General features: G+C 56.5%; 20 protein-coding genes and 1 tRNA gene. 13 read left to right on the forward strand and 8 right to left on the reverse strand.

Annotation, left to right across the window (positions count from 1 at the left end):
- Positions 1–114: 114 nt before the first annotated feature.
- Complete coding sequence (locus tag ACTG3T_RS04370; RefSeq protein ID WP_439101043.1) at positions 115–399, reverse strand: hypothetical protein; 285 nt, start codon at positions 397–399, stop codon at positions 115–117.
- Between the two features lie 249 nt (positions 400–648).
- On the opposite strand from ACTG3T_RS04370, the gene ACTG3T_RS04375 reads away from it, so the two are divergent.
- Positions 649–735 (forward strand) — tRNA-Leu (locus tag ACTG3T_RS04375).
- 50 nt (positions 736–785) lie between these two features.
- On the opposite strand, the gene ppk2 is transcribed toward ACTG3T_RS04375, so the two are convergent.
- Positions 786–1760, reverse strand: a complete 975-nt coding sequence (gene ppk2, locus ACTG3T_RS04380; protein WP_439101044.1) for a polyphosphate kinase 2 — start codon at positions 1758–1760, stop codon at positions 786–788.
- A 119-nt stretch (positions 1761–1879) separates the two neighbouring features.
- On the opposite strand from ppk2, the gene ACTG3T_RS04385 reads away from it, so the two are divergent.
- On the forward strand, positions 1880–2809 hold the full coding sequence (locus ACTG3T_RS04385; RefSeq protein ID WP_439101045.1) for an ROK family protein: 930 nt from the start codon (positions 1880–1882) through the stop codon (positions 2807–2809).
- Between the two features lie 107 nt (positions 2810–2916).
- On the forward strand, positions 2917–5385 hold the full coding sequence (locus ACTG3T_RS04390) for an acylase (RefSeq protein ID WP_439101046.1): 2469 nt from the start codon (positions 2917–2919) through the stop codon (positions 5383–5385).
- Between the two features lie 52 nt (positions 5386–5437).
- Here ACTG3T_RS04390 and galE read toward each other — a convergent pair whose 3' ends face one another.
- Entirely contained in the window at positions 5438–6469 is a 1032-nt protein-coding gene (gene galE / locus ACTG3T_RS04395) for a UDP-glucose 4-epimerase GalE (RefSeq protein WP_439101047.1), read from the reverse strand.
- A gap of 114 nt (positions 6470–6583) precedes the next feature.
- On the opposite strand from galE, the gene ACTG3T_RS04400 reads away from it, so the two are divergent.
- From ACTG3T_RS04400 to ACTG3T_RS04415, 4 genes are all read left to right on the forward strand, one after another.
- The gene (locus ACTG3T_RS04400) at positions 6584–7597 is read left to right on the forward strand and encodes an NAD-dependent epimerase (protein ID WP_439101048.1); all 1014 of its coding nucleotides are present in this window, start codon (positions 6584–6586) and stop codon (positions 7595–7597) included.
- A 52-nt stretch (positions 7598–7649) separates the two neighbouring features.
- Complete coding sequence (locus ACTG3T_RS04405; protein WP_439101049.1) at positions 7650–8954, forward strand: UDP-glucose dehydrogenase family protein; 1305 nt, start codon at positions 7650–7652, stop codon at positions 8952–8954.
- A 3-nt stretch (positions 8955–8957) separates the two neighbouring features.
- Positions 8958–11405, forward strand: a complete 2448-nt coding sequence (locus tag ACTG3T_RS04410; protein ID WP_439101050.1) for a putative bifunctional diguanylate cyclase/phosphodiesterase — start codon at positions 8958–8960, stop codon at positions 11403–11405.
- 240 nt (positions 11406–11645) lie between these two features.
- Positions 11646–14006, forward strand: coding sequence for a putative bifunctional diguanylate cyclase/phosphodiesterase (locus ACTG3T_RS04415; protein ID WP_439101051.1), 2361 nt, complete (start codon positions 11646–11648; stop codon positions 14004–14006).
- Positions 14007–14008: 2 nt separating this feature from the next.
- On the opposite strand, the gene ACTG3T_RS04420 is transcribed toward ACTG3T_RS04415, so the two are convergent.
- Positions 14009–14290 carry a DUF3144 domain-containing protein gene (locus ACTG3T_RS04420; protein WP_439101052.1) on the reverse strand — a complete coding sequence of 94 codons (282 nt, stop codon included), beginning with the start codon at positions 14288–14290 and terminating at the stop codon, positions 14009–14011.
- A gap of 259 nt (positions 14291–14549) precedes the next feature.
- Here ACTG3T_RS04420 and ACTG3T_RS04425 point away from each other — a divergent pair, with 259 nt between their 5' ends.
- Complete coding sequence (locus ACTG3T_RS04425; protein ID WP_439101053.1) at positions 14550–15371, forward strand: surface lipoprotein assembly modifier; 822 nt, start codon at positions 14550–14552, stop codon at positions 15369–15371.
- Between the two features lie 23 nt (positions 15372–15394).
- Here the strand turns inward: ACTG3T_RS04425 and ACTG3T_RS04430 are convergent, their stop codons facing one another.
- Entirely contained in the window at positions 15395–17128 is a 1734-nt protein-coding gene (locus tag ACTG3T_RS04430; RefSeq protein ID WP_439101054.1) for a S8 family serine peptidase, read from the reverse strand.
- Positions 17129–17541: 413 nt separating this feature from the next.
- Here ACTG3T_RS04430 and ACTG3T_RS04435 point away from each other — a divergent pair, with 413 nt between their 5' ends.
- Both ACTG3T_RS04435 and ACTG3T_RS04440 read left to right on the forward strand, forming a co-directional pair.
- Entirely contained in the window at positions 17542–18054 is a 513-nt protein-coding gene (locus ACTG3T_RS04435; RefSeq protein WP_439101055.1) for an RNA polymerase sigma factor, read from the forward strand.
- 95 nt (positions 18055–18149) lie between these two features.
- The gene (locus ACTG3T_RS04440) at positions 18150–18953 is read left to right on the forward strand and encodes an anti-sigma factor family protein (protein WP_439101056.1); all 804 of its coding nucleotides are present in this window, start codon (positions 18150–18152) and stop codon (positions 18951–18953) included.
- Positions 18954–19285: 332 nt separating this feature from the next.
- Here ACTG3T_RS04440 and ACTG3T_RS04445 read toward each other — a convergent pair whose 3' ends face one another.
- Positions 19286–19714 carry a CBS domain-containing protein gene (locus ACTG3T_RS04445; protein ID WP_439101057.1) on the reverse strand — a complete coding sequence of 143 codons (429 nt, stop codon included), beginning with the start codon at positions 19712–19714 and terminating at the stop codon, positions 19286–19288.
- Between the two features lie 170 nt (positions 19715–19884).
- On the opposite strand from ACTG3T_RS04445, the gene ACTG3T_RS04450 reads away from it, so the two are divergent.
- The 3 genes from ACTG3T_RS04450 (at position 19885) to ACTG3T_RS04460 (ending at position 22993) form a co-directional block, all read left to right on the forward strand.
- A complete protein-coding gene (locus ACTG3T_RS04450) occupies positions 19885–20712 on the forward strand; it encodes an SDR family oxidoreductase (protein ID WP_439101058.1) in 828 nt (275 codons plus the stop codon).
- An 8-nt stretch (positions 20713–20720) separates the two neighbouring features.
- The gene (locus ACTG3T_RS04455; RefSeq protein WP_439101059.1) at positions 20721–21404 is read left to right on the forward strand and encodes a hypothetical protein; all 684 of its coding nucleotides are present in this window, start codon (positions 20721–20723) and stop codon (positions 21402–21404) included.
- 122 nt (positions 21405–21526) lie between these two features.
- The gene (locus ACTG3T_RS04460; RefSeq protein WP_439101060.1) at positions 21527–22993 is read left to right on the forward strand and encodes an amidase family protein; all 1467 of its coding nucleotides are present in this window, start codon (positions 21527–21529) and stop codon (positions 22991–22993) included.
- Here the strand turns inward: ACTG3T_RS04460 and ACTG3T_RS04465 are convergent, their stop codons facing one another.
- Both ACTG3T_RS04465 and ACTG3T_RS04470 read right to left on the reverse strand, forming a co-directional pair.
- Positions 22994–24190, reverse strand: coding sequence for an MFS transporter (locus ACTG3T_RS04465; protein ID WP_439101061.1), 1197 nt, complete (start codon positions 24188–24190; stop codon positions 22994–22996).
- Complete coding sequence (locus ACTG3T_RS04470; RefSeq protein ID WP_439101062.1) at positions 24180–25082, reverse strand: isopenicillin N synthase family dioxygenase; 903 nt, start codon at positions 25080–25082, stop codon at positions 24180–24182. The genes ACTG3T_RS04465 and ACTG3T_RS04470 overlap by 11 nt, the downstream gene beginning before the upstream one ends.
- Between the last annotated feature and the right edge of the window lie 114 nt (positions 25083–25196).

Below are 25196 nucleotides of genomic sequence, written 5' to 3' on the forward strand. Positions count from 1 at the left end.
GCGTCTGGGCAATCAGTTCCTCGGGGAGCTCGTAGCTAAAGTCGGTGCGCTGCATAGTCAGGAATGCGTGGAGACGCGCGGGAAAACCCCGCGCGATTAGTCAGCTGTCGTCGTTTATTCTTTGGCTTCGCCGTCTTCTTCGGCAGGCGCTTCGGCCTCGTCCGCCGGGGCTTCTTCGGCCGCAGCTTCTTCCGCAGGCGCTTCTTCTGCCGCAGGCGCTTCCTCGGCTGGAACTGCGTCAGCAGGCGCGGGTTCCGCAACCTTGATCAGTCCCTCTTCCAACAGAATACGCACTTTCTCATCGCCATTTACCGGCCGCTTGGCGGCATCTTTTACCGCGTAACGCTCATCGCCACGCTGAAAAATGCTGTAATCGTCGGTCTTCTTTACCAATTTCATGGTCATACTTCTTTTCTCTCTGTCGGCGCGCCGTCTGGCGCGTGGGCGGATACTCAGTGAGCACAGGCCATGGGCACTGCGCGAGCGGAGTGTACAGAATCATCCCCCAATTCGACAGTCTGAAAACCCAGCATTGATAGGCTCATCGCCCCTCACAACGAAGAACTTCTGGACAATATCTGGCGGCAAAGGAACGGGCGCTGTTATACTCATGCCCGCTTCATACATGGAGCAGCGATTGATCTCAGTGCCGAAGTGGTGAAATTGGTAGACACAGGGGATTCAAAATCCCCCGCCCTAACAGGTGTGCCGGTTCGAGTCCGGCCTTCGGTACCACATTTTCCTCAACCGCTTACTCCATCACAGCATTTTTAAATCGCCCCGGGTTACCACTCGCTGACCGATGGCCCGAGAATATGTCTCGAGCGTCCTATGACATGCTGACTGTGCCCCACCAGCAGCGGATCCGGCCGGCGCACCAGGTGAGTGTCTTTCTCCGGGTAATCGAGGCTTGCCAAAAAGTGCTGCATGCAGGCCAGCCGGGCGCGCTTTTTGTCCGAGGACTTGATCACCGTCCAGGGTGCATCGGCGGTGTCGGTATAGAAAAACATGGCCTCTTTGGCCTCGGTATATTCCTCCCACTTGTCGATGGAGGCCTGATCAATGGGTGACAACTTCCACTGCTTGAGGGGATCGGTTTTCCGACGCGCAAAGCGCGCGTGCTGCTCTTCTTTAGTAACAGAAAACCAATACTTGAACAGACGAACACCGCTACGCACCAGCATTCGTTCAAGGTCCGGTGTTTGTCGCATGAACTCGAGATACTCTTCCGGTGAGCAAAACTCCATTACCCGCTCGACACCCGCGCGGTTGTACCAGGAGCGATCGAAGAGCACGATCTCGCCATCGGAAGGCAGGTGCTTCATGTAACGCTGAAAGTACCACTGACCGCGTTCCTGATCCGTGGGCTTCTCCAGTGCTACCACTCGCGCACCCCGCGGATTGAGGTGTTCCATAAAGCGTTTGATCGTCCCGCCCTTCCCCGCAGCGTCTCGACCTTCAAACAATACGACGATTTTCTGGCCGCTATCTCTCACCCATTGTTGTACTTTAAGAAGTTCCACCTGGAGCGCCTGTTTTTTTTCCTCGTACTCCCGCCGGGGCATTTTGCTTTTGTAAGGATAATCGCCGGAAATAAACAGCTCACGGATTGCTGCCGGGTCATGGCGCATTCTCGCCAGCTGATGAAGACGCTGGCCGCGGTCACTGCCCTCAGCCAATGTACCCGACTCTTTCGCCTGGCCATCAACAACATCTTCCTCCAGCGGACGCTCCAGGGCCTGTTTTCCCGAATCACTCATTTGCACTTATCCTCGTTGATTAATAACGGGGCTATTGGGCCGCGCGCGCAGGGCGCCCGCAATGATCCCCGTCAATGAAAATGTCGAAACAGGCCAATGGGTGACCAGAGGAATCTGCCATGGAAAATACAATGTTGCTATTGGGTGTGGATCTCGGGGGCAGCAAGATTGAGGCTGCGATCATGGACACCGGGGGGACCGTAAGCCATCGAGCACGCTGCGCTACTCCGAATAACAGCTACGATGGCAGTCTTTCAGCAATCAAGGAGCTCTGCGAAGAGCTGGAGTCCGAGGCGGGCCTGCGAGAGCGCCTTCCCCTGGGAATCTGCACACCGGGTTCGCCTTCTCCCAAAACCGGTCTTATGCGCAATTGCAACAGCACCGCTTTGAACGGCCAGCCATTGCGCGCGGACCTCGAGGCACGTTGCGCCCGCCCCGTGCGCATGGCCAACGACGCCGATTGCCTGGCGCTATCGGAGGCCTGCGATGGCAAAGGGGCTGAAGCAGACAGCGTGTTTGGCGTCATTCTCGGCACCGGCGTGGGAGGTGGCATCGTGATCCACGGTGCTTTGCTTCAGGGTCCCAACGCCATCAGCGGAGAGTGGGGCCATAATCCCATGCCATTGGATCGCGTGAATACACTTCCACCTGAGCTTGCGGCGTCTCGACTGTGCTACTGCGGGAGAGAAAACTGCATAGAAACCTGGCTCAGTGGGCCGGGGCTGGCTCTCAGCCATGAGCAACTCCACGGCGAAAGCATCTCCGTGGATCAGCTGTCGGTGCAGTCACCCGACGATGCGCACCGCAAGATTTTGTCGCTCTACACAGACATGCTGGCAGCGGCCCTCGCGGGCGTTATAAACCTGCTGGATCCGGAGGCCGTTGTTATTGGGGGTGGTCTTTCCAACATCCCTCATCTTTACCGGAAGGTGCCTGAGCTGCTCACCGGAAAGTTGTTCTCCGATGTTTGTCGTACAAAAATTTATGCCGCGCAGCACGGTGATAGCAGCGGCGTTCGTGGCGCCGCCTGGTTGTGGCGCGAGTCCTGAAGCGCTTCAATAAGATAGAACAGGTACAGGGCGGCCGTAGACAGACAACGCTGTCTGTGCAGAATGACCACACAGCAAAATAAGATTCTTCAGAGAGATTCATACCCATGCCTTTAGCAAACACACGACGCCCTCGGTATCTCAAAAGCAGTAAACGCAGCAGCCATGGCTCCCCACTGGCATCGTTCCTTCTGATACTTATGCTTACCCCATCGGTGTTCGCGGATAATGCAGAGATGCCGGGAGATGAATCTGAAACATCGCTGATACCCGAAGGCGGCTATCACGTCACTATCCGCAAAGGGCCCTTCGGTGTCCCGCACATTCAAGCCGATGACTATGGTTCTCTGGGCTACGGCGAGGCCTTTGCCGCAGCGAACGACCATGTGTGCAACATGGCACTGGCATTGCTGCAGGCCCGAGGTGAGAGCTCACACTATCTCGGTGCCGGCGCCAATAACAGCAACATAGCGCTGGATGCCGTCGTCCATGGCTTCAACCTGCGGGCACAGGCGGAGGTTGCCCTCGCCGCGCAGGATGAGGAGACCCGCCGCTGGCTTGCCGGGTACAGCGCAGGCTACAACCGCTACCTCAAAGAACACGCGGGATCCCGTAACAGCTCCTGGTGCAGCGGTGCCGAATGGCTCCGCGAGGCAACGCCCGTTGATCATATGACGCGCATGGTCATGGTAGCCCAGACCCTCCCGCGCATGAGCGCTGCGATAGCGAGCGTACAGCCGCCGACCAACGCCTCTGAGCAGGCCGTGAACGACAGCGCAACATTGCAACTTGCAGCCCTCGACGCCGCTTCCCTGGAGGGCATGGGATCCAATGGCTGGGCATTGGGCAGTGAGTACACAGAGAACGGCCGGGGCATGCTCCTCGCTAATCCCCATTACCCCTGGTATGGCGACAGCCGCTTCTGGGAAAAACACCTCACTATTCCCGGCAAGCTCAACATTTACGGTGCCCACCTCCTGGGCAGCCCCGGCGTATCTATTGGTTTTAACGAAGCCCTGGGGTGGACCCATACCGTCTCCGCCAGCCAGCGCCTGGTGCTCTACCGTCTTGAACTAGATCCTGAAAACCCCCTGCGCTACCGCTACGGAGACGACTGGCGCGAGATCGAAGCCCGAACGGTCACATTTCCCCTGCGGGATGACAGCGGCGAAATCACCATGCATGAGCACACAATCTATGTGAGCGACCATGGCCCCCTGCTAAGCATGCCCGGCATGACCTGGGACAGTCAGTACGCCTACGCGGCGCGGGATGCAAACGTTGGCAATCACTCACTCCTCGCTCAGTGGAAGGCCATGGGAGAAGCACGAAGTCTCGATGAGTTCGTCGATGCCCATGAAAAATACAACGCCATGCCCTGGGTGAATACCATCGCCACAAGTGCCGATGGCCGGGCGCTCTACCTGGACAACTCGACGGTGGGCAACCTCAGCGACGCGGCCCAGGCCCAATGGAAAAAGTCCCTGAAATCCGATCCCCTCGCAGCCCAGTTGTATGGCGGTCGACGCATGATATTGCTCAATGCCAGCGACCCCGAAAACACCTGGATTGAGGATGATACGGTGCCTGTCGCAGGTACCGTACCCTTCGAAGAACGGCCGCGTATTGAGCGTCGCGACTACGTCTTTAACTCCAACGATAGCTATTGGCTCAGCAGTCCGAGACAGCCCACGACGGGCCATTCCATTCTCTATGGACCGACGGAATCCGCTCGCTCCCTGCGGACCCGGATGAACGTCCGAATGCTGGAGAATGATTATGGCGATGCGGGCGACGATGGTCGCTTTACGATCCATGAGATACAAAAGGCGCTGTTTTCCAACCGCGGGCTCACCGCCGAGCTCCTGTTGCCTGAGCTCATCGATGCCTGCCGTGCGTCAGGTGAAGCGCTGCAGGATGCCTGCGATGTACTGGAGGCTTACGACGGCAGTCTCAATCTCGATAGCCCCGGCGCGCCGCTCTTTCGTGAGTGGATAACCCGCTACGACCGGCTGGATACCGTCAATACCGGCAAACTGTTCAAGGATCCGTTTGATGCCAACCAGCCTGCCATGACCCCCGCTGCTCTCGGGGACGCGGCGCTCGCCCTTGAGACACTCAAAGAAGCCGTTGCGGTGTTGTCCGCCGCTGAGCTACCGCTCGATGCCAGCTTAAGAGACACCCAGTTCGCCTGGCGGGCAGCTAAGGCGATACCCGTACACGGGGGCAACGGCTTTGAGGGCGTGGCCAATCTGCAGATGGCGGGCAATCCAGCGGCCTCGCCTATCGCCGGCATTCAGCCGGTTCAGGTCGCAGACAGTCGTTATCTCACCGACAAGGGGTACCCCGTCGTCCACGGCAGTAGCTTTATCTACACCCTGGGTTTCGACGAAAAAGGCCCCGTCGCCGAGGCGCTGCTGAGCTACAGTCAATCAGGTAATCCCAACAGTGCTCACTTTCGCGACCAGACCGCGATGTATGCGAAAAAGCAATGGCGGAAGGTTGCCTTCCATGAATCGGATGTTGCCGAGAGCGTGCTAAGCGTCCGGGTCCTGCGGAGCAGCGACAGCCTCTGACCCGTGAAAAGCCTTAACGCGGATTTCGCGGCGTAAACCTTCTTCGGCGCACTCAGCTCCTGAAGCCGTTGGGATTTTGCGACTGCCAACGCCAGGCATCCTCGCACATGCGCTCTACGCCGAAGCGGGCATCCCACCCTAGCTTCTGACGGGCGTAAGCGGGGTCGGCATAACACTGGGCCACATCGCCGGGACGACGGTCGATAATCTCGTAGGGCACCTTGCGACCGCTGGCCTGCTCGAAAGCATGCACAAGCTCAAGCACACTGTAGCCCGTGCCGGTGCCCAGGTTGGCTACAAGAGCATCCTTCCCGCTATGGCTTTCCAGACAGCTCAGGGCACTCACATGCCCCGCCGCCAGATCCGATACATGGATGTAATCACGCACACCGGTACCATCGCGCGTGTCATAGTCGCCGCCAAACACGCTGAGCTTCTCACGACGTCCAACGGCCACCTGGGCAATAAAGGGCATGAGGTTATTGGGAATTCCGGACGGATCTTCACCAATGAGACCGCTTTCATGGGCGCCTACGGGGTTGAAGTAGCGCAGAAGCGCTACCTTCCAATCGGGGTTTGAGGCCACCAAATCCATGAGCATATCTTCAACGATAAGCTTACTGCGACCATAGGGATTGGTTGCACTGCGGGGAAAGTCTTCGGTAATGGGTACTGATAAGGGATCGCCGTACACCGTCGCCGAAGAACTGAAAACCAGGTTGAACACCGAAGCGGCTTCCATGGCCCTCAACAAAGACAGGGTACCTGACACATTGTTGTCGTAATAATGCAGGGGCATCGCCACGGACTCCCCCACGGCCTTGAGGCCCGCAAAGTGAATCACCGCATCCGGTTGGGACTCTTCCAGCACTTGCAGGGTTGCTGCTTCATCGCGGATATCCGCCTCGTACAGCGCCGGCCGATACCCCAGGATCTGTTCCACACGCTCGAGCACGACGGGAGAGCTATTGGAAAAATTATCGAGAAGACTGACCTCATAGCCGGCGTCACTGAATGCCACGCAGCTGTGGGAGCCGATGTAACCCGCACCGCCGGTAAGCAACACGCGTTTTGATCTGACCATCTGACAAAGCCTCGAAATAAAGGCTTACGCTACCAGCCGCCGATCCTGCTGAACAGGTACTGAGTCACAGCATGTGTTTGCTACCATGAAGCCCTGACCACAGGAGTTCCACCCATGCGCGCTCTCGTTACCGGTGCTGCCGGCTTTATTGGCTTTCATCTGAGTCACCGTCTTCTCAACGAAGGCCACGACGTCGTCGGCCTCGATAACCTTAACGACTACTACTCCGTGGAGCTCAAACGGGATCGATTGGCGCGGCTCCAGGCGCGGGAGGGTTTTACCTTCGCAAACCTCAGCCTCGAGGACCGCAGTGCCATGGAAAAGCTGTTTGCCGATCACTCTCTGGATGCGGTGGTAAACCTGGCGGCTCAGGCGGGGGTTCGTTATTCCCTGGAAAACCCCCGCGCCTATATCAGCAGCAACATTGACGGTTTCATGAACATCCTAGAATGCTGTCGCCACGCAAATACGGCCCATCTGATATACGCATCCAGCAGTTCCGTTTACGGCCTGAACACCCAGATGCCCTTTTCCGTGCACGACAACGTTGATCATCCCGTATCGCTCTACGCGGCGACAAAAAAGTCCAACGAGCTCATGGCGCACACCTACTCTCATCTATATGGACTGCGCACTACCGGGCTGCGCTTTTTCACAGTATATGGGCCCTGGGGGCGGCCGGACATGGCCCTGTTTCTGTTTACCAAAGCGATCCTTTCCGGGGAGCCGATCAAGGTATTCAACCAGGGACAGATGCGTCGCGACTTCACCTACATCGACGATATAGTGGAGGGCATAACGCGACTACTGGGCAAACCGGCAGAGGCCAACAGCCAATGGGATTCCGCACAGCCGGACCCCGGGAGCAGCTGTGCACCGTACCGCCTGTTCAATATAGGTAACAACCAGCCCGTGCCGCTTATGGACTTTATTGCCGCTATCGAGTCGGCTCTGGGGAAGGAGGCCCAGAAGGAATTTCTGCCCCTGCAGGCCGGGGATGTGCCAGCGACCTATGCAGATATCGAAGCACTCTCCGACTACGTGGGATATCGACCCGGGACAGATATCAGCGCAGGAATTCAAAATTTTGTAGACTGGTACCGCGACTATTACAGACAGCCCGGCTGAGCCCGGATAATCTAAGGCTCTTCTCTATTCGCTGATAGGAACCCACCAGTAAATGAACGTTGTGATGATTGGCGCGGGCTATGTGGGCCTGGTCTCCGGTGCCTGTTTTGCGGAATTTGGCGCAAGTGTGACCTGTGTGGACAAGCAGGAACCACGAATCACCGCTCTGCGCCAGGGCAAGGTTCCCATTTACGAACCGGGCCTCGAAGACCTGGTCCGCAAGAATGCTGACGCCGGACGACTGTCCTTTACCACGGACGTGGCGGGCAGCGTTGCAAAGGCAGACTTAATCTTTATTGCCGTGGGCACCCCCACCCGCCGTGGCGACGGCCACGCCGATCTCAAATATGTTTATGCCGCGGCGGAAGAGATCGCCGCAAACCTTCAGGGTTACACGGTGATCGTGGACAAATCCACGGTGCCTGTGGGCACGGCCCGAGAAGTAGCACGGGTGATCAGCAAGACAAACCCGGAGGCAGACTTCGATGTGGCATCCAATCCCGAGTTTCTCCGCGAAGGGTCTGCCATCAGCGATTTCATGCGTCCGGATCGCGTCGTATTGGGGGTGGAGTCCGAGCGCGCTGAAACACGGCTCCGGGAGCTTTACCGTCCATTAAACCTCATCGAGGCTCCCCTGCTGGTCACCGGATTGGAGAGCGCCGAGCTGATCAAATACGCGGCTAACGCTTTTCTCGCCACCAAGATCAGTTTTATTAATGAGATGAGCCAGCTCTGCGAAAAAACCGGCGCCGATGTGAATGCCGTTGCCAAAGGCATGGGCATGGATAAGCGCATCGGCAACAAATTCCTCCACGCCGGACCCGGCTACGGCGGCTCCTGCTTCCCGAAGGACACCCTGGCACTGAACCGTATGGCTCAGGAATATGGCGTCGGAAGTCGAATTGTGGAAGCCGTTGTGGAGGTTAACGCGTCACAGAAGGCGCGGATGGTGTCAAAAATCCGCGAAGCCCTGGGGGGTTCCGAGGCAGACAAACGCATTGCGGTTCTCGGCTTGACCTTCAAACCCGAGACCGACGACATGCGTGACGCACCGGCCCTGGCAATTCTTCCTGCACTCATCGATCGCGGGGCCATCATCTGCGCCCACGACCCTGAGGGCATGGACGAAGCTCGGCCATTACTCCCGGAAAATATAGAGTACGCAGATACCATTGAGGAAGCCCTTAAAGACGCGGACGCCGTGGTGTTGATGACCGAGTGGAACCAATACCGTGGACTCAACCTCATGGAGGTCCGCAACGCCATGCGCGGAGACGTATTTGTAGACCTGCGCAACGTCTATGAACGGAGCCTCATGGAGGGCGCCGGACTCCAGTACACCAGCGTCGGACGCTAAGCTATGACCTCGCCGGACTCACAGCCCGCTTCGTCCAGCAATTACGTTACTTCCCATGTCTGCGAGGACCTCTACCGGCAAACGCCAGTCTCCAGCGCCGTCATTCTCTTTATCATTGCGGTTTTCTGGATTGCGCTCAGAGGTCAATCGGACACCACCCTGCTCAATGTCTGGGCCGCTACGCTCACAGCGACAGCGGCCATACGGTACTTCATCTGGTACCTGCGCCACAGCTCCCCGCAACGTTTCAGTGATCAAACCTGGCTCAAAATCTACAGCGCCAGCTGCATCCTCGTGGGTTCATCATGGAGCCTGATCTTTCTATCGGTGAGTGACTGGAGCAACCTGGCCACACTGGCGGCACCCTGGATGCTGATGCTGGGTGTTCTGAGCTCCGCGTCCATCGCGCTGGGCCAGCATATCCCCACCTTTGTGCTTTACACCGCGCCGCCGGTGCTGATCAGCGGCGTACTCATGCTGTTTCGGTCTATCGATACCCTGGGCTGGCTTTTGGTAGCCTACTGGGCCTACTACCTCATCCTTCTGGGATTTACCCGAGCGACAAACCGCACTTATCTTGCGCGCTTAGCCCTCGCCGCCGAAAACCAATCATTACTGGACGCCCTCCAGGCACAGACGAGCGGTCAGGAAGCAATCATCGCCACGCGCACCTCCGAGCTCAGAGATTCCAACAAGGATCTCGCTGAGCAGATGTCCAGACGGCAAGAGTTGGAACGTCTTGCACAGAAGGACCTCGCGCTCCTCGGCTCAGTGATCAACTCCACCTCCGACTTCATTTTTTACAAGGATTACTCCGAGAGCAAGGGGCGCTATCTTGGCTGTAACAACGCCTTCGCAGAGTTTCTGGGTCTAGCTCCCGAGGACATCATCGGAAAAACAGACGAGGACCTCTGCGATGCCGAAGAAGCAGAAATCCGACGCCAAGCCGATGAATCGGCGCTCAGGGATGGCAAAAAAGTTATCGAGCGATGGGTTCATCATCCCGCCGGTCATCGCGTACTCCTCAGTGCGAGCCTGAATGTGTTTCGGGACGAACAGGGAACGGTTCGCGGCATAGTGAGCATCGCCCGGGACATCACTGAACAAAAAAAGGCAGAAGAAACTCTGCGCTATCAGCAGCGCTCTCTCGAGCACCTGGCTCATCACGACGCCCTCACCGGCCTGCCCAATCGTCTCTACCTTATCGATAAACTGAACCATGCACTGCAGAATCCAGACAAACAGGCCTCCTCTCTGGCCGTGCTTTTCCTCGATCTGGACCACTTCAAAGATATCAACGATAGCCTCGGACATAGCCTGGGCGATGAAGTACTCCGTGCTGTTTCCCGCCGGCTCAGTGACTGTGTACGCAGAGCAGATATCATCGCGAGACTCGGGGGCGATGAGTTCACCATCGTGCTCCAGGGTGTGGGTAGCAGCGTGACCGCCCTAGAGGTCGCGCAAAAAATACTTCTGGCCTTTCAGCAGCCTCTGATACTTGAAGAGCGGAAACTCACCGTGGGCACAAGCATTGGCATCAGCGTCAGTCCCGGCGACGGACAGACCACAGAGGAGCTCCTGCGCAATGCCGACGCTGCCATGTATCGGGCAAAACACAGCGGGCGCAATACCTTTATGCACTACACGCCGGACATGACCGAACGGGCGCTTGCCCGCCTCTCTCTGGAATCTGACATGCACAGCGCGCTGGAACGCAGGGAATTCCACGTCGCCTACCAGCCACAGGTGGATATGCGCAGTGGTGCACTGATCGGTGTGGAGGCTCTCCTGCGCTGGGATCACCCGAGCAAGAGTGCAATATCGCCGGAGCACTTCATTCCTATCGCGGAAGAGAACGGTCAAATACTGGCTTTAGGTAAATGGGTGCTCCAGGAAGTCTGCGCCGAGCAAAAACGCCTGGCCAACGCTGACCTCAGGGGCATCCGCTTTGCCGTTAACGTCTCGGGACGGCAGTTACTGCACGAGAGTTTTATCGAGCTGATTCAGGAGATAATCGAGTTGGACGCCTGTCAAAGCGACGCTCTGGAGCTGGAGATTACGGAAAGCGTGCTCCTTACCGAACCGGAACTGGCGTCCAAAGCCATGCAGGCTATCCGCAAACTGGGTATCGCAATTTCTGTGGACGATTTCGGCACCGGCTACTCCTCCCTGGCGTACCTGAAACAGTACCCGCTGAGTCGCCTAAAAATTGACGCCTCTTTTGTGCGGGATATTGTGATCGATCCCGGTGACCGGGCCATTGCGCAGACCATCATCGCCCTCGGCAACGCCCTGAACCTCGAGGTCATTGCCGAGGGAGTAGAGACAGAAGAACAGCGGGAAATGCTGATAAGTGATGGCTGCCACCTGGGTCAGGGCTTCCTGTTTTCGCGCCCTCTGACTCCTGCGGCACTCCTTGAATACAGCCGCCGCGGCGTCAAAGCCTCCTGAGTTGCACCGCAGAGCAGCACTGGTCACCACTGGCGTTGCATGGTAGCGTCAGGAATTAACACATTGTCATTGGCGCAGGGACCGCTGGACGATGCTGAAGCGAATAGATGTTGATGGAGTTGCAGCGTGCCTGCGGTGCGCTCAGCCTATCGACAACCCCGATAAACTGTCCCGGAACTTGGGGTTCAACATGCCTACAAAGACATTACGCCCAGGGCGCATTGCAGCGCGCCGATTGCCATGAGTATTGCCGCAAAAATTAATACGCTCATTGCGCTGCTGGCAATTCTTGCGGGCCTGGTATTGACCCTCTTTGTGGGTCAGCGGGATTACAGTTACCAGCGCGACGCCCTTATCCTTTCTGTTTCGAGTCAGGTGGGCAGTCAGCCCCATCTCCAGCTGACCGCCTATTATCGGGAACCTGCGGAAGTGCAGCGTACCCTGGAAGAGTTCCTCGCTCTCTCCCCGGCAGTCAAACGAGCCGTGCTCTTTGACGGCCAGGGTGAACTCATCGGCGAAGCGACCCATCCCTGGGTCGAAGGCGAGGCGCTACCGCGATTCAATGAACTGCGAGAGAACCTCTCCCCCCTAGAGCGCGGTACCGTAACGACGCCGGGCGGTTCGATCCCCGACGAGCTGGACCTGCTCAGCAAACTCACATTGGGTGAAAAAACCACGTCACTCACCTTACCCATCATCTCGGTGGTCGACCCCAGCAGGGCGGGATTGGGTCGCGAGGACTTTGCCGCCGCCCTGGCCTACCCGGAGCTGGTGAGCAGCGTTTACGTTATCGCCTATCTTGATGTGGAAATTAGCAGCACGGCGCTGTGGAGCCTGACGCTGCCCACGGTGGCACTGTCATCAGGCATAGGCCTGGCGATATTGTTTCTTTTCTGGCTCCTGACGCGGATCATCACCCGACGCATCACCGCGCCCCTGGGCATGCTCGCCCGGGTAGCGGACGACATAGCATCCGGTAAACAGAGTAAGCCCCTGCGTATCCGCGGTAGTGGTGAGGTGCGTGATATCGCTGAAGTGCTCAACGGCATCATCACTGGCTTACACAGCTATACCCAGCAGATGAATACAGACCGCAAGATGCTGAGCATGAAAGTCGACGAGCGCACGGAGCAGCTCAGTCGCCATAAAGAAGAACTGGAATCCGCGGAGCAGCGGGTGACGGAAACACGCAGCAAACTGCGTCACGCTGCCTATTTTGACAATCTGACTTCGTTACCCAACCGCAAGCTGTTTACCGAGCAACTGACACTCCTCCTTCGCCTCGCCCAGCGGAGCAACCATAACGTTGGTCTGCTGCATGTGGATATCGACAATTTCAAACGCATCAATGATTCCCTGGGTGCCACCGCCGGGGACCGTTTACTGCGCGAGGTTTCCGAACGACTTGCTGCGGGTGTGCGCGACAGCGACGTTCTCCATAGACGCTCTGACGATGATAATTCTCTCATGGACCTCTCGCGCCTGGGAGGCGATGAATTCACCGTAGTGCTAAATCAGATCGAAAGCATCGACATGGCAAAACGTGTCGCCGACCGCCTCGCCAGCTCCATCGCTGAACCCTATCTCATTGATCGCCAGGAAGTGATTGTCACCTCCAGCATCGGTATTGCTCTTGCACCGGATCATGCCGTCGATGTTGAAACACTCCTGCGCGCAGCGGACACCGCGATGGTAAATGCGAAGAAGCGTGGCCGTAACCGTGTGATGATCTATGACGACTCCATGGAGAGCGCCAACCGCGAGCGCCTGCAACTCGAGAACGACCTGCGACGTGCCCTGGAGTTAGAGCAACTATTATTGCACTACCAGCCCCAGGTAAATGCCGTGGACGGTAAGGTCACCGGTGCGGAATCCCTTGTACGCTGGAACCATCCAGAGCAGGGCCTTATTCCTCCCTTTAAATGGATACCCATCGCTGAAGAGCTGGGCCTTATCGAAGACGTGGGTGAATGGGTACTGCGCAGAGCCTGCGCTGATCTTGTGGAACTCCGTGCCCAGGGGCACAGCTTACCCAAGGTCTCGGTCAACGTATCCGCTTTGCAGTTTCATGACGAGTTTGTTGCGACGGTGACCTCCGCGCTTAAAGAGTCGGGATTATCTCCCGAATCACTGGAGATCGAGCTTACCGAAGGCATTATGGTGAGCAATCAGGAAAGCATCGTATCCATGGTTCAGAGCCTCAAGGATCTGGGCATACGCCTATCCATCGACGATTTCGGGACAGGCTATTCCTCTCTCAGCTACCTAACCCGCTTCCCCCTCGACGAGCTCAAGATCGATCGAAGCTTCGTCCTGGGCCTGGCCAAGGGAAGTCAGAATGTGGAACTGGTGAGCGCCATTATTGCCATGGCCAAAAGTCTCGGACTGGAGATCGTTGTTGAGGGTGTTGAGCGCATGGAAGAACTGGAGTTTTTCCTCGATCAGGAAGTGAGCGTTATCCAAGGCTTTTTATTCAGCCAGCCGGTGCCCCTGGCTCAACTCAGCCCGCTGCTGGCACCGGAGCATTTTCTTCAGCAGCTTACCCGTCTGAAGGAGACTAGCACCAGGGACGCCAGTGGGATTTCGCTCGAGGAAGCATGAGATCACTCGGCTCCGTCATTCTTACGGCCAGTTACCTGCTCTTTTTTTAACGCTTGAATATTCGCAAGGTTTTTCTTGAATGTATCAGCCACTTTATCAACTCCTGACTGATTGAGCCCACCTTTATTGCCTGCAACAGAATAGGTAGCGTAGATACCAGAGGCGGACATGAGAGACCAGGAAACAACGTTCACAGGCACGCCCTCGTCCTTCATAGCATTTGCCAATTCCACAAACCGTCTCATGCATTTATCGTGCATCTGCGCTTCGGTCTCTTTATTCACAATAGATCACTCCTGTTGGGGACAAACACGACAGGTTGGAGCTTAACACTGGAGCTTAAGCACAAACAGCAATTGAACCGCAATCTTGTGGAGAATCAACGCTTTGATTAAGCTCCGCCAGCAAAATATCACGAGTTTTATAGTGCTTGCTGACACACATCGATTAGCCTACTTCCCTCTCGTTGTGTTGTGCGCGACCATGAGTTCAAAAACGCACACACAGGAGTCTCAAAGCTCAGCGCCAAAGACATCGTGGAGTATGTCAGCCAGTGTAGGTGGTGAGTACGATACAAACGTATCGGTCGATGAAGTAGATCTGTCCAGTGGAAAAAGCGACTACGCAGCAGTGATCGACTTTGATTTAGACGTGGAAGTGGCGCTGACAGACCGCACCGACGTTTCTCTCAACTACAGAGCATCTCAAAGCACCTTTCAAGAATTTAAAGGAGTAAACCGCCTCACGCAAATCGCTGGTGCAGACCTGAGTCACAATTTGGATGGCAGCAGTATTTCGCTTTCGGCCTACTACATTGACTCCAGATTAGACAATAAGTCATTCCTGACATATAGCCGCATCTCACCGTCACTCTCCGGATTCTTGTCAAAACGCTGGTTTTCACGAGGCGCTTATGTTTACTCAGAAAGAAAAGTGGACCAGCGAGCGCTACGGAACGTTAATAGTCATACGGGTGAGATTGACTTTTATTACTTCCACCGGGGCTTGCGAAGTTATGGGAATGTCGGATACCGATACCGGAATGAAGATGCAATCGCTCCAGAGCTTGATTTTAAAGCCCACCTACTCAAGATAAGGTACATTCGTCGTCTCAATCTCAACGAGCAGAGGGTGAAAATAGAAGCGGCGATACGGTATGAATTGCGGCAGTATCAGTCACCATCCTCCGCAGTGTTTGAGGCACGGAGAGATGATCGACTTCGCTTCCAAGTGGATATGGAAGTCCCTCTATCAAACCAGTTGACTTGGCAATGGTATTTCAGTCATGGGGATTACGTCTCTAACTTACCCAGGGCTGACTTTACTCAAACAATTCTTGGCACCAAACTGAAATACACCTGGTAACAAATCCACCCGGTCGTTGTGCCCTATTCCGTACTATCCGAAGTTAACAGTCCATAACCATAAATACTGTCGCGACCCGGCGGTCCAAGGTCAGCAGCGCTCCCAAGCAGCGTAGCAACAACGTCCTCGCGAGGACGTAGCTGACTCAATCGGGCAGCGGCAGTCACCGCGAACGGAACGGCAAAAGAAGTTCCGGAAGACGCGACGTACCCACCTCCCGACTGGGCATGTCGGACGTTCACTCCCGGCGCCGACAATGCGAGGTAGTCGCCACGGTTGGCCAGACGAAAGACTTTGCGAGCCGCATCAACTGCAGTCACCGCAACCACGCTGTCGTAGGCGGCTGGATACATGGGCTCTGCAACGGGGCCCCCATTGCCCGCAGCTGCCATGACCACGATGTTTTCTGTCGATGCTCGTTCAAGCGCTCTTTCGAGCAACCGATTTGGCGGCCCTGCCAAACTTATATTTACAACATCAACATTAGACAGGATCAACCAGTCAAGCGCCCTGATCAGACTAACGGTGCTGGCAATTTCTCCGTAACTTTCGTCAAGCTCAAACACCGAAGCTGCAAAAAGCTGAGCCTTGGGGGCAAGTCCCTTATAGTTTGGCGAATTGGCCGCAATTATCGATGCGATGGCAGTGCCATGGAAAGTCGGAGATTGAGACCCTGGCGACGAAAACGAGCGCGCTTGAATTTTGGATCCAACAAGAGCGGGGTGCGATAGATCAACACCGCTGTCAATCATACCGACGCGGAGATTCAGATCATCAACGTCTTCGGGAAACGTCATGGCTGATCGAGGCATTACTCCATCACTGTCAAGATCCGCTACAGCGCCAGCCGTGTAAATATGATTAAGATCAACTTCTGCACGATCTTTACCCACCACATCTAGAACGCCATTACGAACCTGCGTGATATCGAAAGTAGATGGGGCTGCCACTTCAGCAAGACGAAGCCCCAGGCCCTGCAACTCGGTCACCGTATCGAACAAATACCCCTGCGATGTCAGCTCCTCAAACACCGACGCTTCTGCCATAACCAACCATTGTTGTTTCAGAATCCGGCTTTCATCAACGTCTAGGTTGCTCTCCAAGTTATCTAAAATTTCATCAATTTCTGATTCCACTCTTCGTTCCACAGCGATTTCCAGTCGCTGCTCCAGCTCGGATTCTGCGGAGGACTCTACAGTGCGCTCAATCGCACTTTCCACCCCTTCCTCAACCTCGACTTCTAACGCAGCGGTCACCGTGCCTTCCACGGAGCTCTCTACAGATTGAGCAACTGCGGATTCAACGTTGTCCTCCACGAGCCCCCCGACCGCGTCTTCAACCGATGCCTCAACCTCACTTTCAACTTCAGCAACGAGCTTATCTTCTACCGCGTCCTCAACGTTATCTTCAACCCCGCCGACCACGCTGTCCTCTACGCTGTCTTCAACTGCGTCACCGATGCTGGCTTCCAAAGAAACCTCAAGAGTATTTTCCAAGCTCTGTTCTATAGAGCTCGCGACAGTGTCATCGACGGAACTTTCAACGGTCTCGTCAACTGTTTGTTCAACAGTTTGTTCAATGTTGTCTTCTATATTTTCCTGAATATTTAACTGGGTGACAGTCTCTACCCTATTTTCGATCTCGTCTTCCACGATGGAATCAATGGGCCCAGTCTCTAAAGGCCATGGGTATTGCGCTAAAGCCGTTATGGGCAGGCAGGCGCAAGTCACCGCGACTATAAAATGGTGCTTTAACATGATATTCGATCCTCCCTTTTCATCTCCGCTCTCGCATATCCACCCTTACATCTTCACGTCACATGTACACATCAACAAATCTACATCTTGGGGTGTCTTACTTTAATACCACCTGCACCAGCCTTTATGTACTTCAATTTTGTGCCTGGCGACGTTTACCTAACGTCCTATGCTTTGCATCTTGCATCTATTACTTTTCTAGGCGAACGCACACAAACGCCCCAAAAAAATCAGCATGGACCATCTTACGCATGCAAGAATACGCAACCTGAACCCAATCACCATGATAGAGCTTAGCAGAAAGCCCCTGTTCAACAGGCATTTTGTTGCAATGTTTACATCCAAATAATACATATCGTTTAGTCAGGAATAGATCGATTTCTAAATCGTTATCACTAGAAGAGAGTAGAAAGATGACGTCGCTCAGTGATCGACAACTCGGCAAGCGGCAGCGCCAGGAACTGATGGCGGAGCTGAAAGGCCTCAAAAGGTTCTGCCTGTCTTTGACAGGGAGCCACGCTGATGCTGACGACTTGCTCCAATGTACGGTGGAGCGACTTTTGGAACGGGGTATCCCCGACGACGCCCACACGGCGCGCTGGTCGTACCGGGTTTGCAAAAACCTGTGGATCGACGAACTGAGATCCCGGGAAGTGAGAACACGCCACGCCAACACGGTGGCGCAGACGGGCGAAGCCAGAGAACTCTCCCCCTCTGCAGAGACACAATCGGCCGGGGAACGGAGCCTGGCGGCGGTGAACGAGGCCATGGCCAAGTTGCCCGAGGAACAAAGAATGGCCCTGATGCTAGTCGCAGTCGAGGGCAAAAGTTACGCCGAGGCGGCGGAGATTCTGGATGTGCCCATCGGCACCATCATGAGTCGCATCGCCAGGGCGAGAAAGCAACTATTACCGGCTCTGGACTAGCTCCCGGGTTTGAACGCTAACCAAGCGCGGCATTGCGGGTAGTAACAGGTAATAGTGCTTCATGAATGACATGGGTGAAACGCAGCATGAGTAGCATGGACGGCACAAGTATGAACCAGGCATTGACAGAGCAGGATATCGAGTTGCTTTCGCAATACCTCGACGGTGAACTCTCGCCAGAGCTTTCCCGGGCGTTGGAAGCCCGGCTTCATGCAGAGAGTGCACTGCAGTCTGGTTTGGTGCGCATGCAGGAACTCAACCAACGCTTACGCGATACCCTTGCGGAGCACGATCAGGTACCAGAGGCGGTAGAAGCGCTATTGAGCGGCGCCGCTCAGGGCGACGATGCCAGTCCGGCCCGTCCGGTAGAAAGTGCCACCGTTCTGGCTTTTCCGGGCCGCGGTGCACACACCGGCGGCGCAACCAGCACAAAACCCTTCTGGATGTACGCTGTGGCGGCGTCATTTGTGGGTGCCATAGCGCTTAGCCTCATATCGAACAACGGTAATCAGGGACCGGGAAGCGGCCTTCCGGGCAACGATGGTTTTGTCACCGCCGCGCTGGACAGCGTGCCTTCCGGCGATGGCTGGACCTCACTTCAGGACGGTCGGGAAATTCAACCGGTGCTGAGTTTCCCTCACCAGGACGGTCGCTGGTGTCGCGAGTATCTGCTGCGAGGCGGCAAGTCAGACTGGCGCGCGGTAGCGTGCCGTGACGGTAACCGCTGGGTCACCCAGGCCGCGGGACTCGAATCGTATCTTGAAGCCGCGGACGCCTATCGCCCCGCAGGTGCCGCAGACTCTGCGCCGGTAGCCAGTTTTATCATCCAAAATGCTGGTGACATCGCCCTCGGGCGAGAAGCCGAAACTGCAATGATTAACCGTAACTGGACAAAATAAAACGCCTCTGCCCCCTCCGGGGCCTATCCTTTTTCTTCACAGTCCTCAGTCCTCAGTCCTCAGTCCTCAGTCCTCAGTCCTCAGCAAATTATTGCAATGAGAGGCACCAAAACGAAGCGGTAAAAAATAGAGGGCAAAAAAATCGAGAAGATGCGAGGCCGGTGCCGGGGGTCTCGATGCGGTCCTATGCTGGACCACTACCGTTCCCAATATACCCGTCGGCACCTCCTCGGATAGGGTGTTTCACTCCACCACTGCTAAGGTAACGATGCCGGTCCCGGTTTATTCCCGTTATTTTCCTCTTTTGCGAATTTCTGTTCCAGGCGAGCGTTTTAGGAGCCGGAGGAAAGCACCCGCCGTCGGGAATTTTCCATCAGGGCCCAGAGAACGTTACTGGAACTGACCTGACCTACCAGGCGACCATTTTCAATAACGGGGCGGCGACGCTGCCGGGTAGCGAGCATATCCGCGGCCACCTCAACAATGGAATCACCCGGCGTGCAGCTCACGATGCTACTGGTCATCGCATCACGTACCAGGGAGTGCTCCGGATCACCGTCATTGTAAATCGCGGTTAACACTGACTTTATACAATCCAATTCTGACAGTACGCCTACAGGATTACCCTCATCGTCTACGACCGTAACGCCCGTCAACTTGTACTCGACCAGCGTCTCCACGGCCTGCACAAGGTTTGCATTGCTGTTGATGGTTAACGGGTTTCTGCGCATGCAGTCTTTGATACTGTTCGGTGCTGGCATAGTAAAACTCGGCTTTTCAGTGAAGGAAATATACTTGCCCCCATCCAACCATAAGAGGCGACGCTAACGGTACCCCTTGTGATTCTGCAGGTCTACGTTCCCAGCACATATAACTCCTCGGTCCCGGGATTTCACGTTATCCTTTACCCTCACCTTTTTGGAGAAGACCCATGTACCCAGGCATTCAGTTCAATGACAAAGTTGTGTGGATTACCGGCGCCTCATCCGGTATCGGAGAGGCTCTCGCGCTGCGCATGGCAGCGCGCGGCAGCCATCTGGTTCTGTCGGCGCGAAACGAGTCAGAGCTCCAGCGCGTTGCGACCCTTTGCCGGGATGCCGGCGCGGGCGACGTTATCGTGTTACCACTGGACGTATCCAAACACGACACCATGGAACCCGCTGCGCAGCAGGTGCTCGCGCACTTCGGGAAAATCGACCTGCTCCTCAACAACGCGGGCGTGTCCCAGCGATCCTTCTGCGTGGATACCGACTTTGAAGTGTATCGGCAGATGATGGATATTAATGTTCTTGGGCAGATAGCACTGACTCAAGCCGTTTTGCCCGCGATGGTTGCTCGTGGTGAGGGACATATCTCAGTCACTGCCAGCGTGGCGGGCAAAGTGGGCGCGCCCCTGCGAACCGGTTATTGCGCCGCAAAACATGCCGTAATGGGTTTCTTTGATGCCCTGCGCACCGAGATTGCCTGCGAGGGCCTGCAGGTAACCACGATCACACCGGGCTTTATCCAAACCAACGTCTCCAAAAATGCTTTGAGTGGGGACGGCAAACCCACGGGAACTACAGACGATGACATCGCCGGCGGCATGAGTGTCGACGACTGCGCCGATGTAATTATGGAAGGCTTCGAAAAAGGCGAAGCGGAAATAGCTGTGGGCAGCGGTCCCGAGATGGGACTCCTTCAACTCAAGCGCGACAACCCCGTAGCTGCCTTTCAAGCTCTGGAGCAAATGGCCACGCAGATCCGCCAGGCTTCCTGAAACCCGTCGTGACGACCCTGGGTCGCCGGCAGTTCGTCGCCCTGGTCACGGGTTCTCTGCTCGGGGGCTGCGGCGCCTACGAAGTGAAAAACCTCGTAAAGTCCGATATCGACCTGGTTACCGATGAGTTTATAGCCGAGACACGGCTGCTGGTACGGGAGCTTATGGGTAAGTTCTATGCCCGCAACCCGGACCAACTGCGCCGAGGGGCCATCAGCAATGCCGAAGACCGCCTCCGACAACTGCAGGATACGCCCGGCCCCTTGGCCTTTGAAGAGCTTGGCTATGCCCAGGAGATAGCAGCACTGGAGTTGGTGTTTGAAGACACGTTCAGTGGAGACCGCGTCTTCGCGCTAACCGTCGGTCTTGGCGGTATGCTGCGCCGGGCCTATGGATACAACACCGAGTCTTTTCTCTTCGACTCACTAGACTCCCAGGCCCTAAGCACAAGTGCCAGGAATATCGAAATTCTGCTTTGGCGGCTGAAGAACAACCGAAACAGCGCGGGAGCGCCATTTCTGATCTCCAGTGAGTATCGCGGCCGCACGGACAACCTGAGTTTCGAACGTATCTTTGGAAAGCTCATCGCCCTGCAGGACATGATGTCCCGTATTGCCAGAGACGCCGGAGACCGCAGGGTCACCAAAGTGGTGCACACCGCCACCTCGGTGTTTATTCCCCTGCCTATCTAGGCCCTGGCGGCCGCGCATCGCACCACCAAGGGGCAAACAGATTTGAACAAGCAGCTTCGACACGATTACAGTAGTGGTACTCGCGTCGCTTTCGACCACAGCACCCAAGGACCTTCCAAACCATGACTGACACTAGAATTACCGGCTTACGAGCCCTCTTCGCCAGTGGCCTGATTGCCCTTGCAGCTGTGCCGGTAGTGTCCGCTGAACGGGACAGCACACCGGTGCTGACCCATATCACAGCCACCATTGCGGACATTGAAAAACGCGATGAGCAATACAACGCTGTCATCGCTATTGATCCCGAGGCGGAGGCCGTCGCCCGCACGCTGGATCTTCAGCGCAAGGCACCGGGCCCGTTACACGGCGAACCTATCCTCCTTAAAGACAACATCGAAACGACGGGACAGCCCACCACAGCCGGGTCCCTCGCCCTGGCCGAGAACCGCACCGGACGGGATGCCCCCCTTGTTGCACAGCTTCGGCAGGCAGGCGCGGTTATTCTGGGCAAGGCAAACCTCAGCGAGTGGGCAAACTTCCGCTCGGAGTTCTCCAGTTCAGGCTGGAGCGGTGTGGGCGGCCAGACCCGCAACGCCGTTGATCCCGCGCGCACTCCCTGCGGCTCAAGCTCCGGCTCAGCTGTTGCCGTCGCCCTGGGATATGTGGACGTTGCCATCGGCACAGAAACCTCCGGGTCCATCGTCTGCCCCGCTTCTATCAACGGCGTTGTGGGATTCAAACCCACACAGGGTTTGGTCTCGGGAGAAGGCATTGTTCCCCTGGCGAGCACGCAGGACACCGCTGGGCCCATTGCCAACAGCGTAAGCTTGGCTGCACGCACTCTGGCGGTGATCAGTGGCCCAAAGGCAGAGAACAGCAGCAGCATCCGAAAGGGCCTGATGACTCTGGAGGCCGTGCCGTCACTGGAAGGACTGCGCATCGGTATTTTCGCCCGCACCCAGAACTACGACCCCCGGCGGGACGCAGAACTGGATCGCACCCTTGAAGTACTGCGAAACGAGGGCGTGACCCTGATTGCCGGATTGGACATAGAACCCTACGAGGGCTACGGACAGGACTCCTACGACGTTTTACTGTATGAGTTCCGCCGCGATCTGAACGCCTACTTTGCTGCGCTACCCAATGCTCTCAGCACCATGACGCTCGCATCACTTATCGCTTTTAATGAGGAGCATGCGGATGAGGAACTGAAGCACTTCGACCAGTCCATTTTCCTCAAGTCACAGAACCTGCCGGATACTGAAGAGGAGTATCGGCAGAAGCGAATTGCGACGCAAAGGGCCATGCGCGAGGACGGCCTGGACAAACTTTTTGCAGAGCATGAACTCGACGCCATCGTGGGCATCACCGCCAGCCCTGCCTGGATGATCGACTGGGTCAATGGAGACTCGTTCTTCGGCCCCGGCATGGCAGGGCAGGCGGCAGTCGCAGGCAACCCGCACATAACGTTACCCCTTGGGAAGGTCGCACACTTACCGCTGGGTATTTCCCTTATTGGCGAGCGTTGGCAGGATCACAAACTGGCCGCCATCGCAGCGCTTCTGGAGCAGGCTCACAAGGTGCAATGATCATTCCGGTGCTGCGAGTGGAATCGCAGCATCGCGGCGAGCCGTTGCGGGCCACAACAAGACGGCGCACAGAACCATCCCAAGCGCCGTGGCGCTCGCAAGAGCCTCGAGGCCCATCAGCTCCACCACCTGCCCCGCAACAATGGCGGCCCAGGCGAAACCACTGGTAATCAAAGGGGCGGCAATACCCGCCCAGCGCCCATGCTCATCCAGCGAGCCTGCCAGCGCCAGTAGAATGGGAAAGTTAAATTGCAGGGCAAAGACCGCCGGCACGAGACCCAGCATAAACACGCCGGGACTCTGGGCATGAACAACAACCCACCACCCCATGGCGCAGGCGACGAAGGCCGCCAACAATGGAAATCTCGGGCCAAAGCGTCCGCTGCACCATCCCCCGAGCTGGCAGGCCAGCGCAGATAGCAGCAGCAAAACGCCGATCTGCGAGCCCGCCTCCTCGTAGCCCATGCCCAGGCGCGCGGCCAGGCTGAACATAAATGCAAACCCCAAACCGCTGCAGGTCACAAATAGCATACCCATTAAAATTACTGCCAGTGGCCGCGATGACAGTTGTAGGGGTGGCAATGCGTGATCGTGATGAGACAGCAGCGCGGGGGTTTCGCGATAGCAGGCAATGATTCCCGCATAAACAAACGCGACGATAGCCGCGAAACCATAGCCACCCATGACGCCCGCGGTCGCCACAGCAATCCCCGCACCGGCCACCATGACTGACATGAGCGCCACTGCTGACATATCGATGAAACCGAAACTCTCATCCGGCGCATCACTGACAGCCACCAAACGTGATGTAGCGGCCATAAGCGCCCCCACACAGAAACCCGCGACAAACTGAAGACCCAGCAACAGCAGCTGGATCTCAAACAGCAGGGCACTGAGCAACTCGAGGAGCACCAGGACGGTCCCGAAGGTCAGGGCCAGTCGTCGGATACTCGCCCGTGGAGGCTTGATGTAAAAAAGCAGCGAGGACAGGGCTATACCCAGAAAGGGCGCGGCCACCACGACCCCCGCCATCCCAGCCCCCCAGCTGGTCTCTTCCAGAAGCCGCGTGACCAAAACGGGTTTCAGTGCACTGAACAAGGTCGACATCGCGAACGCCGCCGCCCCGGCCATAAGCAGTCCCGGATGGGAAAACAAGCCCGTCCGCCGGGTTGCGGAAACCGCGGTCTCAGGCTCCATGGGTCGCTTCGATTTTTGCCTGCACATGCTCTCCTGCTGTAACAGGCGGGTACAACGCCGCTGCACCCTCCGGGATACACGACGGCAGCACTTCTACGCGGGTATCGCTGTCTGGATCCACAAAAAGTGCAATGGAGTAACGCTCCACACCTTGCTCTCTTGGCAACACGCGGTGGCAGGTGGAGCGATAACGGCCATTGCTCCAGCGCTCCAGAAGATCGCCGGAATTAATGACAATGGCATCAGGTCTGGGCGGTACATCATGCCAGCTACCGGTCTCTGACTGCACCTGTAATCCGCCGACGGCATCCTGAAACAACAATGTGAGCATGCCGTAATCCGTGTGGGCCCCCGCCCCCATCTGCTCAGGGTCAATCTCGGAAGCCATTACCGGCGGATAGTAGAGCAGGCGAAGGGAAATGTTCTCACCATTATGTCGTTCCACAAAGAACTCCGGGCTTACCTTCAGCGCAAGGGCCAGCAAACGCTGAAGACGCTGCGCCGCCGCAAGGGCATCATCAAAAAAAGTGGAGACTGATTCGCGGAAATCGTTGTCAGGCCAGCGCTCCACGGCAACCTTCGACGACAACAAATTGCGCATGGTGAAGGTCTCTTTGAGATCCGCAGGGCTACTGGGATCAAGGCTTTCCTGACCGAGACTCTGATAGCCAAAGTTTTCGCTGGCCTCGGCGTAGGCGCAGCGCAGCTTTTCCTCTTCGGGGCTCTGAAAAAAACGTCTCGCGGTGTCGAAAACCTCCCGAATACGCTCCGGGGTGACCCCAAGGTTGTGCACCGCCATGAACCCGACATCGCGGAGCGCTCTATCAATATCCCTCGCAACCTCGGGATCTGTGCGCGCCCGATGATCACAGTCGATAAGGGGGACTTCCATAGGCATCCTCGAAGGTTGTGGGGCATAGCTTGTAGGGCAGAGCCAGGGTGCCACGGATGGCAAACCTCCGACAGCAGAATACTATCCCAGGAACTAAACTACGTTAAGCATGAA

It is taken from the genome of Congregibacter sp. (genome assembly GCF_965660375.1).
Lineage (GTDB): Bacteria > Pseudomonadota > Gammaproteobacteria > Pseudomonadales > Halieaceae > Congregibacter.

Coding starts and splice junctions, on each gene's coding strand:
- ACTG3T_RS04370 (WP_439101043.1), bottom strand. CDS start 399: ATGAAATTGGTAAAGAAGACCGACGATTACAGCATTTTTCAGCGTGGC.
- ppk2 (WP_439101044.1), bottom strand. CDS start 1,760: ATGAGTGATTCGGGAAAACAGGCCCTGGAGCGTCCGCTGGAGGAAGAT.
- ACTG3T_RS04385 (WP_439101045.1), top strand. CDS start 1,880: ATGGAAAATACAATGTTGCTATTGGGTGTGGATCTCGGGGGCAGCAAG.
- ACTG3T_RS04390 (WP_439101046.1), top strand. CDS start 2,917: ATGCCTTTAGCAAACACACGACGCCCTCGGTATCTCAAAAGCAGTAAA.
- galE (WP_439101047.1), bottom strand. CDS start 6,469: ATGGTCAGATCAAAACGCGTGTTGCTTACCGGCGGTGCGGGTTACATC.
- ACTG3T_RS04400 (WP_439101048.1), top strand. CDS start 6,584: ATGCGCGCTCTCGTTACCGGTGCTGCCGGCTTTATTGGCTTTCATCTG.
- ACTG3T_RS04405 (WP_439101049.1), top strand. CDS start 7,650: ATGAACGTTGTGATGATTGGCGCGGGCTATGTGGGCCTGGTCTCCGGT.
- ACTG3T_RS04410 (WP_439101050.1), top strand. CDS start 8,958: ATGACCTCGCCGGACTCACAGCCCGCTTCGTCCAGCAATTACGTTACT.
- ACTG3T_RS04415 (WP_439101051.1), top strand. CDS start 11,646: ATGAGTATTGCCGCAAAAATTAATACGCTCATTGCGCTGCTGGCAATT.
- ACTG3T_RS04425 (WP_439101053.1), top strand. CDS start 14,550: ATGTCAGCCAGTGTAGGTGGTGAGTACGATACAAACGTATCGGTCGAT.
- ACTG3T_RS04430 (WP_439101054.1), bottom strand. CDS start 17,128: ATGTTAAAGCACCATTTTATAGTCGCGGTGACTTGCGCCTGCCTGCCC.
- ACTG3T_RS04435 (WP_439101055.1), top strand. CDS start 17,542: ATGACGTCGCTCAGTGATCGACAACTCGGCAAGCGGCAGCGCCAGGAA.
- ACTG3T_RS04440 (WP_439101056.1), top strand. CDS start 18,150: ATGGACGGCACAAGTATGAACCAGGCATTGACAGAGCAGGATATCGAG.
- ACTG3T_RS04445 (WP_439101057.1), bottom strand. CDS start 19,714: ATGCCAGCACCGAACAGTATCAAAGACTGCATGCGCAGAAACCCGTTA.
- ACTG3T_RS04450 (WP_439101058.1), top strand. CDS start 19,885: ATGTACCCAGGCATTCAGTTCAATGACAAAGTTGTGTGGATTACCGGC.
- ACTG3T_RS04460 (WP_439101060.1), top strand. CDS start 21,527: ATGACTGACACTAGAATTACCGGCTTACGAGCCCTCTTCGCCAGTGGC.
- ACTG3T_RS04465 (WP_439101061.1), bottom strand. CDS start 24,190: ATGGAGCCTGAGACCGCGGTTTCCGCAACCCGGCGGACGGGCTTGTTT.
- ACTG3T_RS04470 (WP_439101062.1), bottom strand. CDS start 25,082: ATGGAAGTCCCCCTTATCGACTGTGATCATCGGGCGCGCACAGATCCC.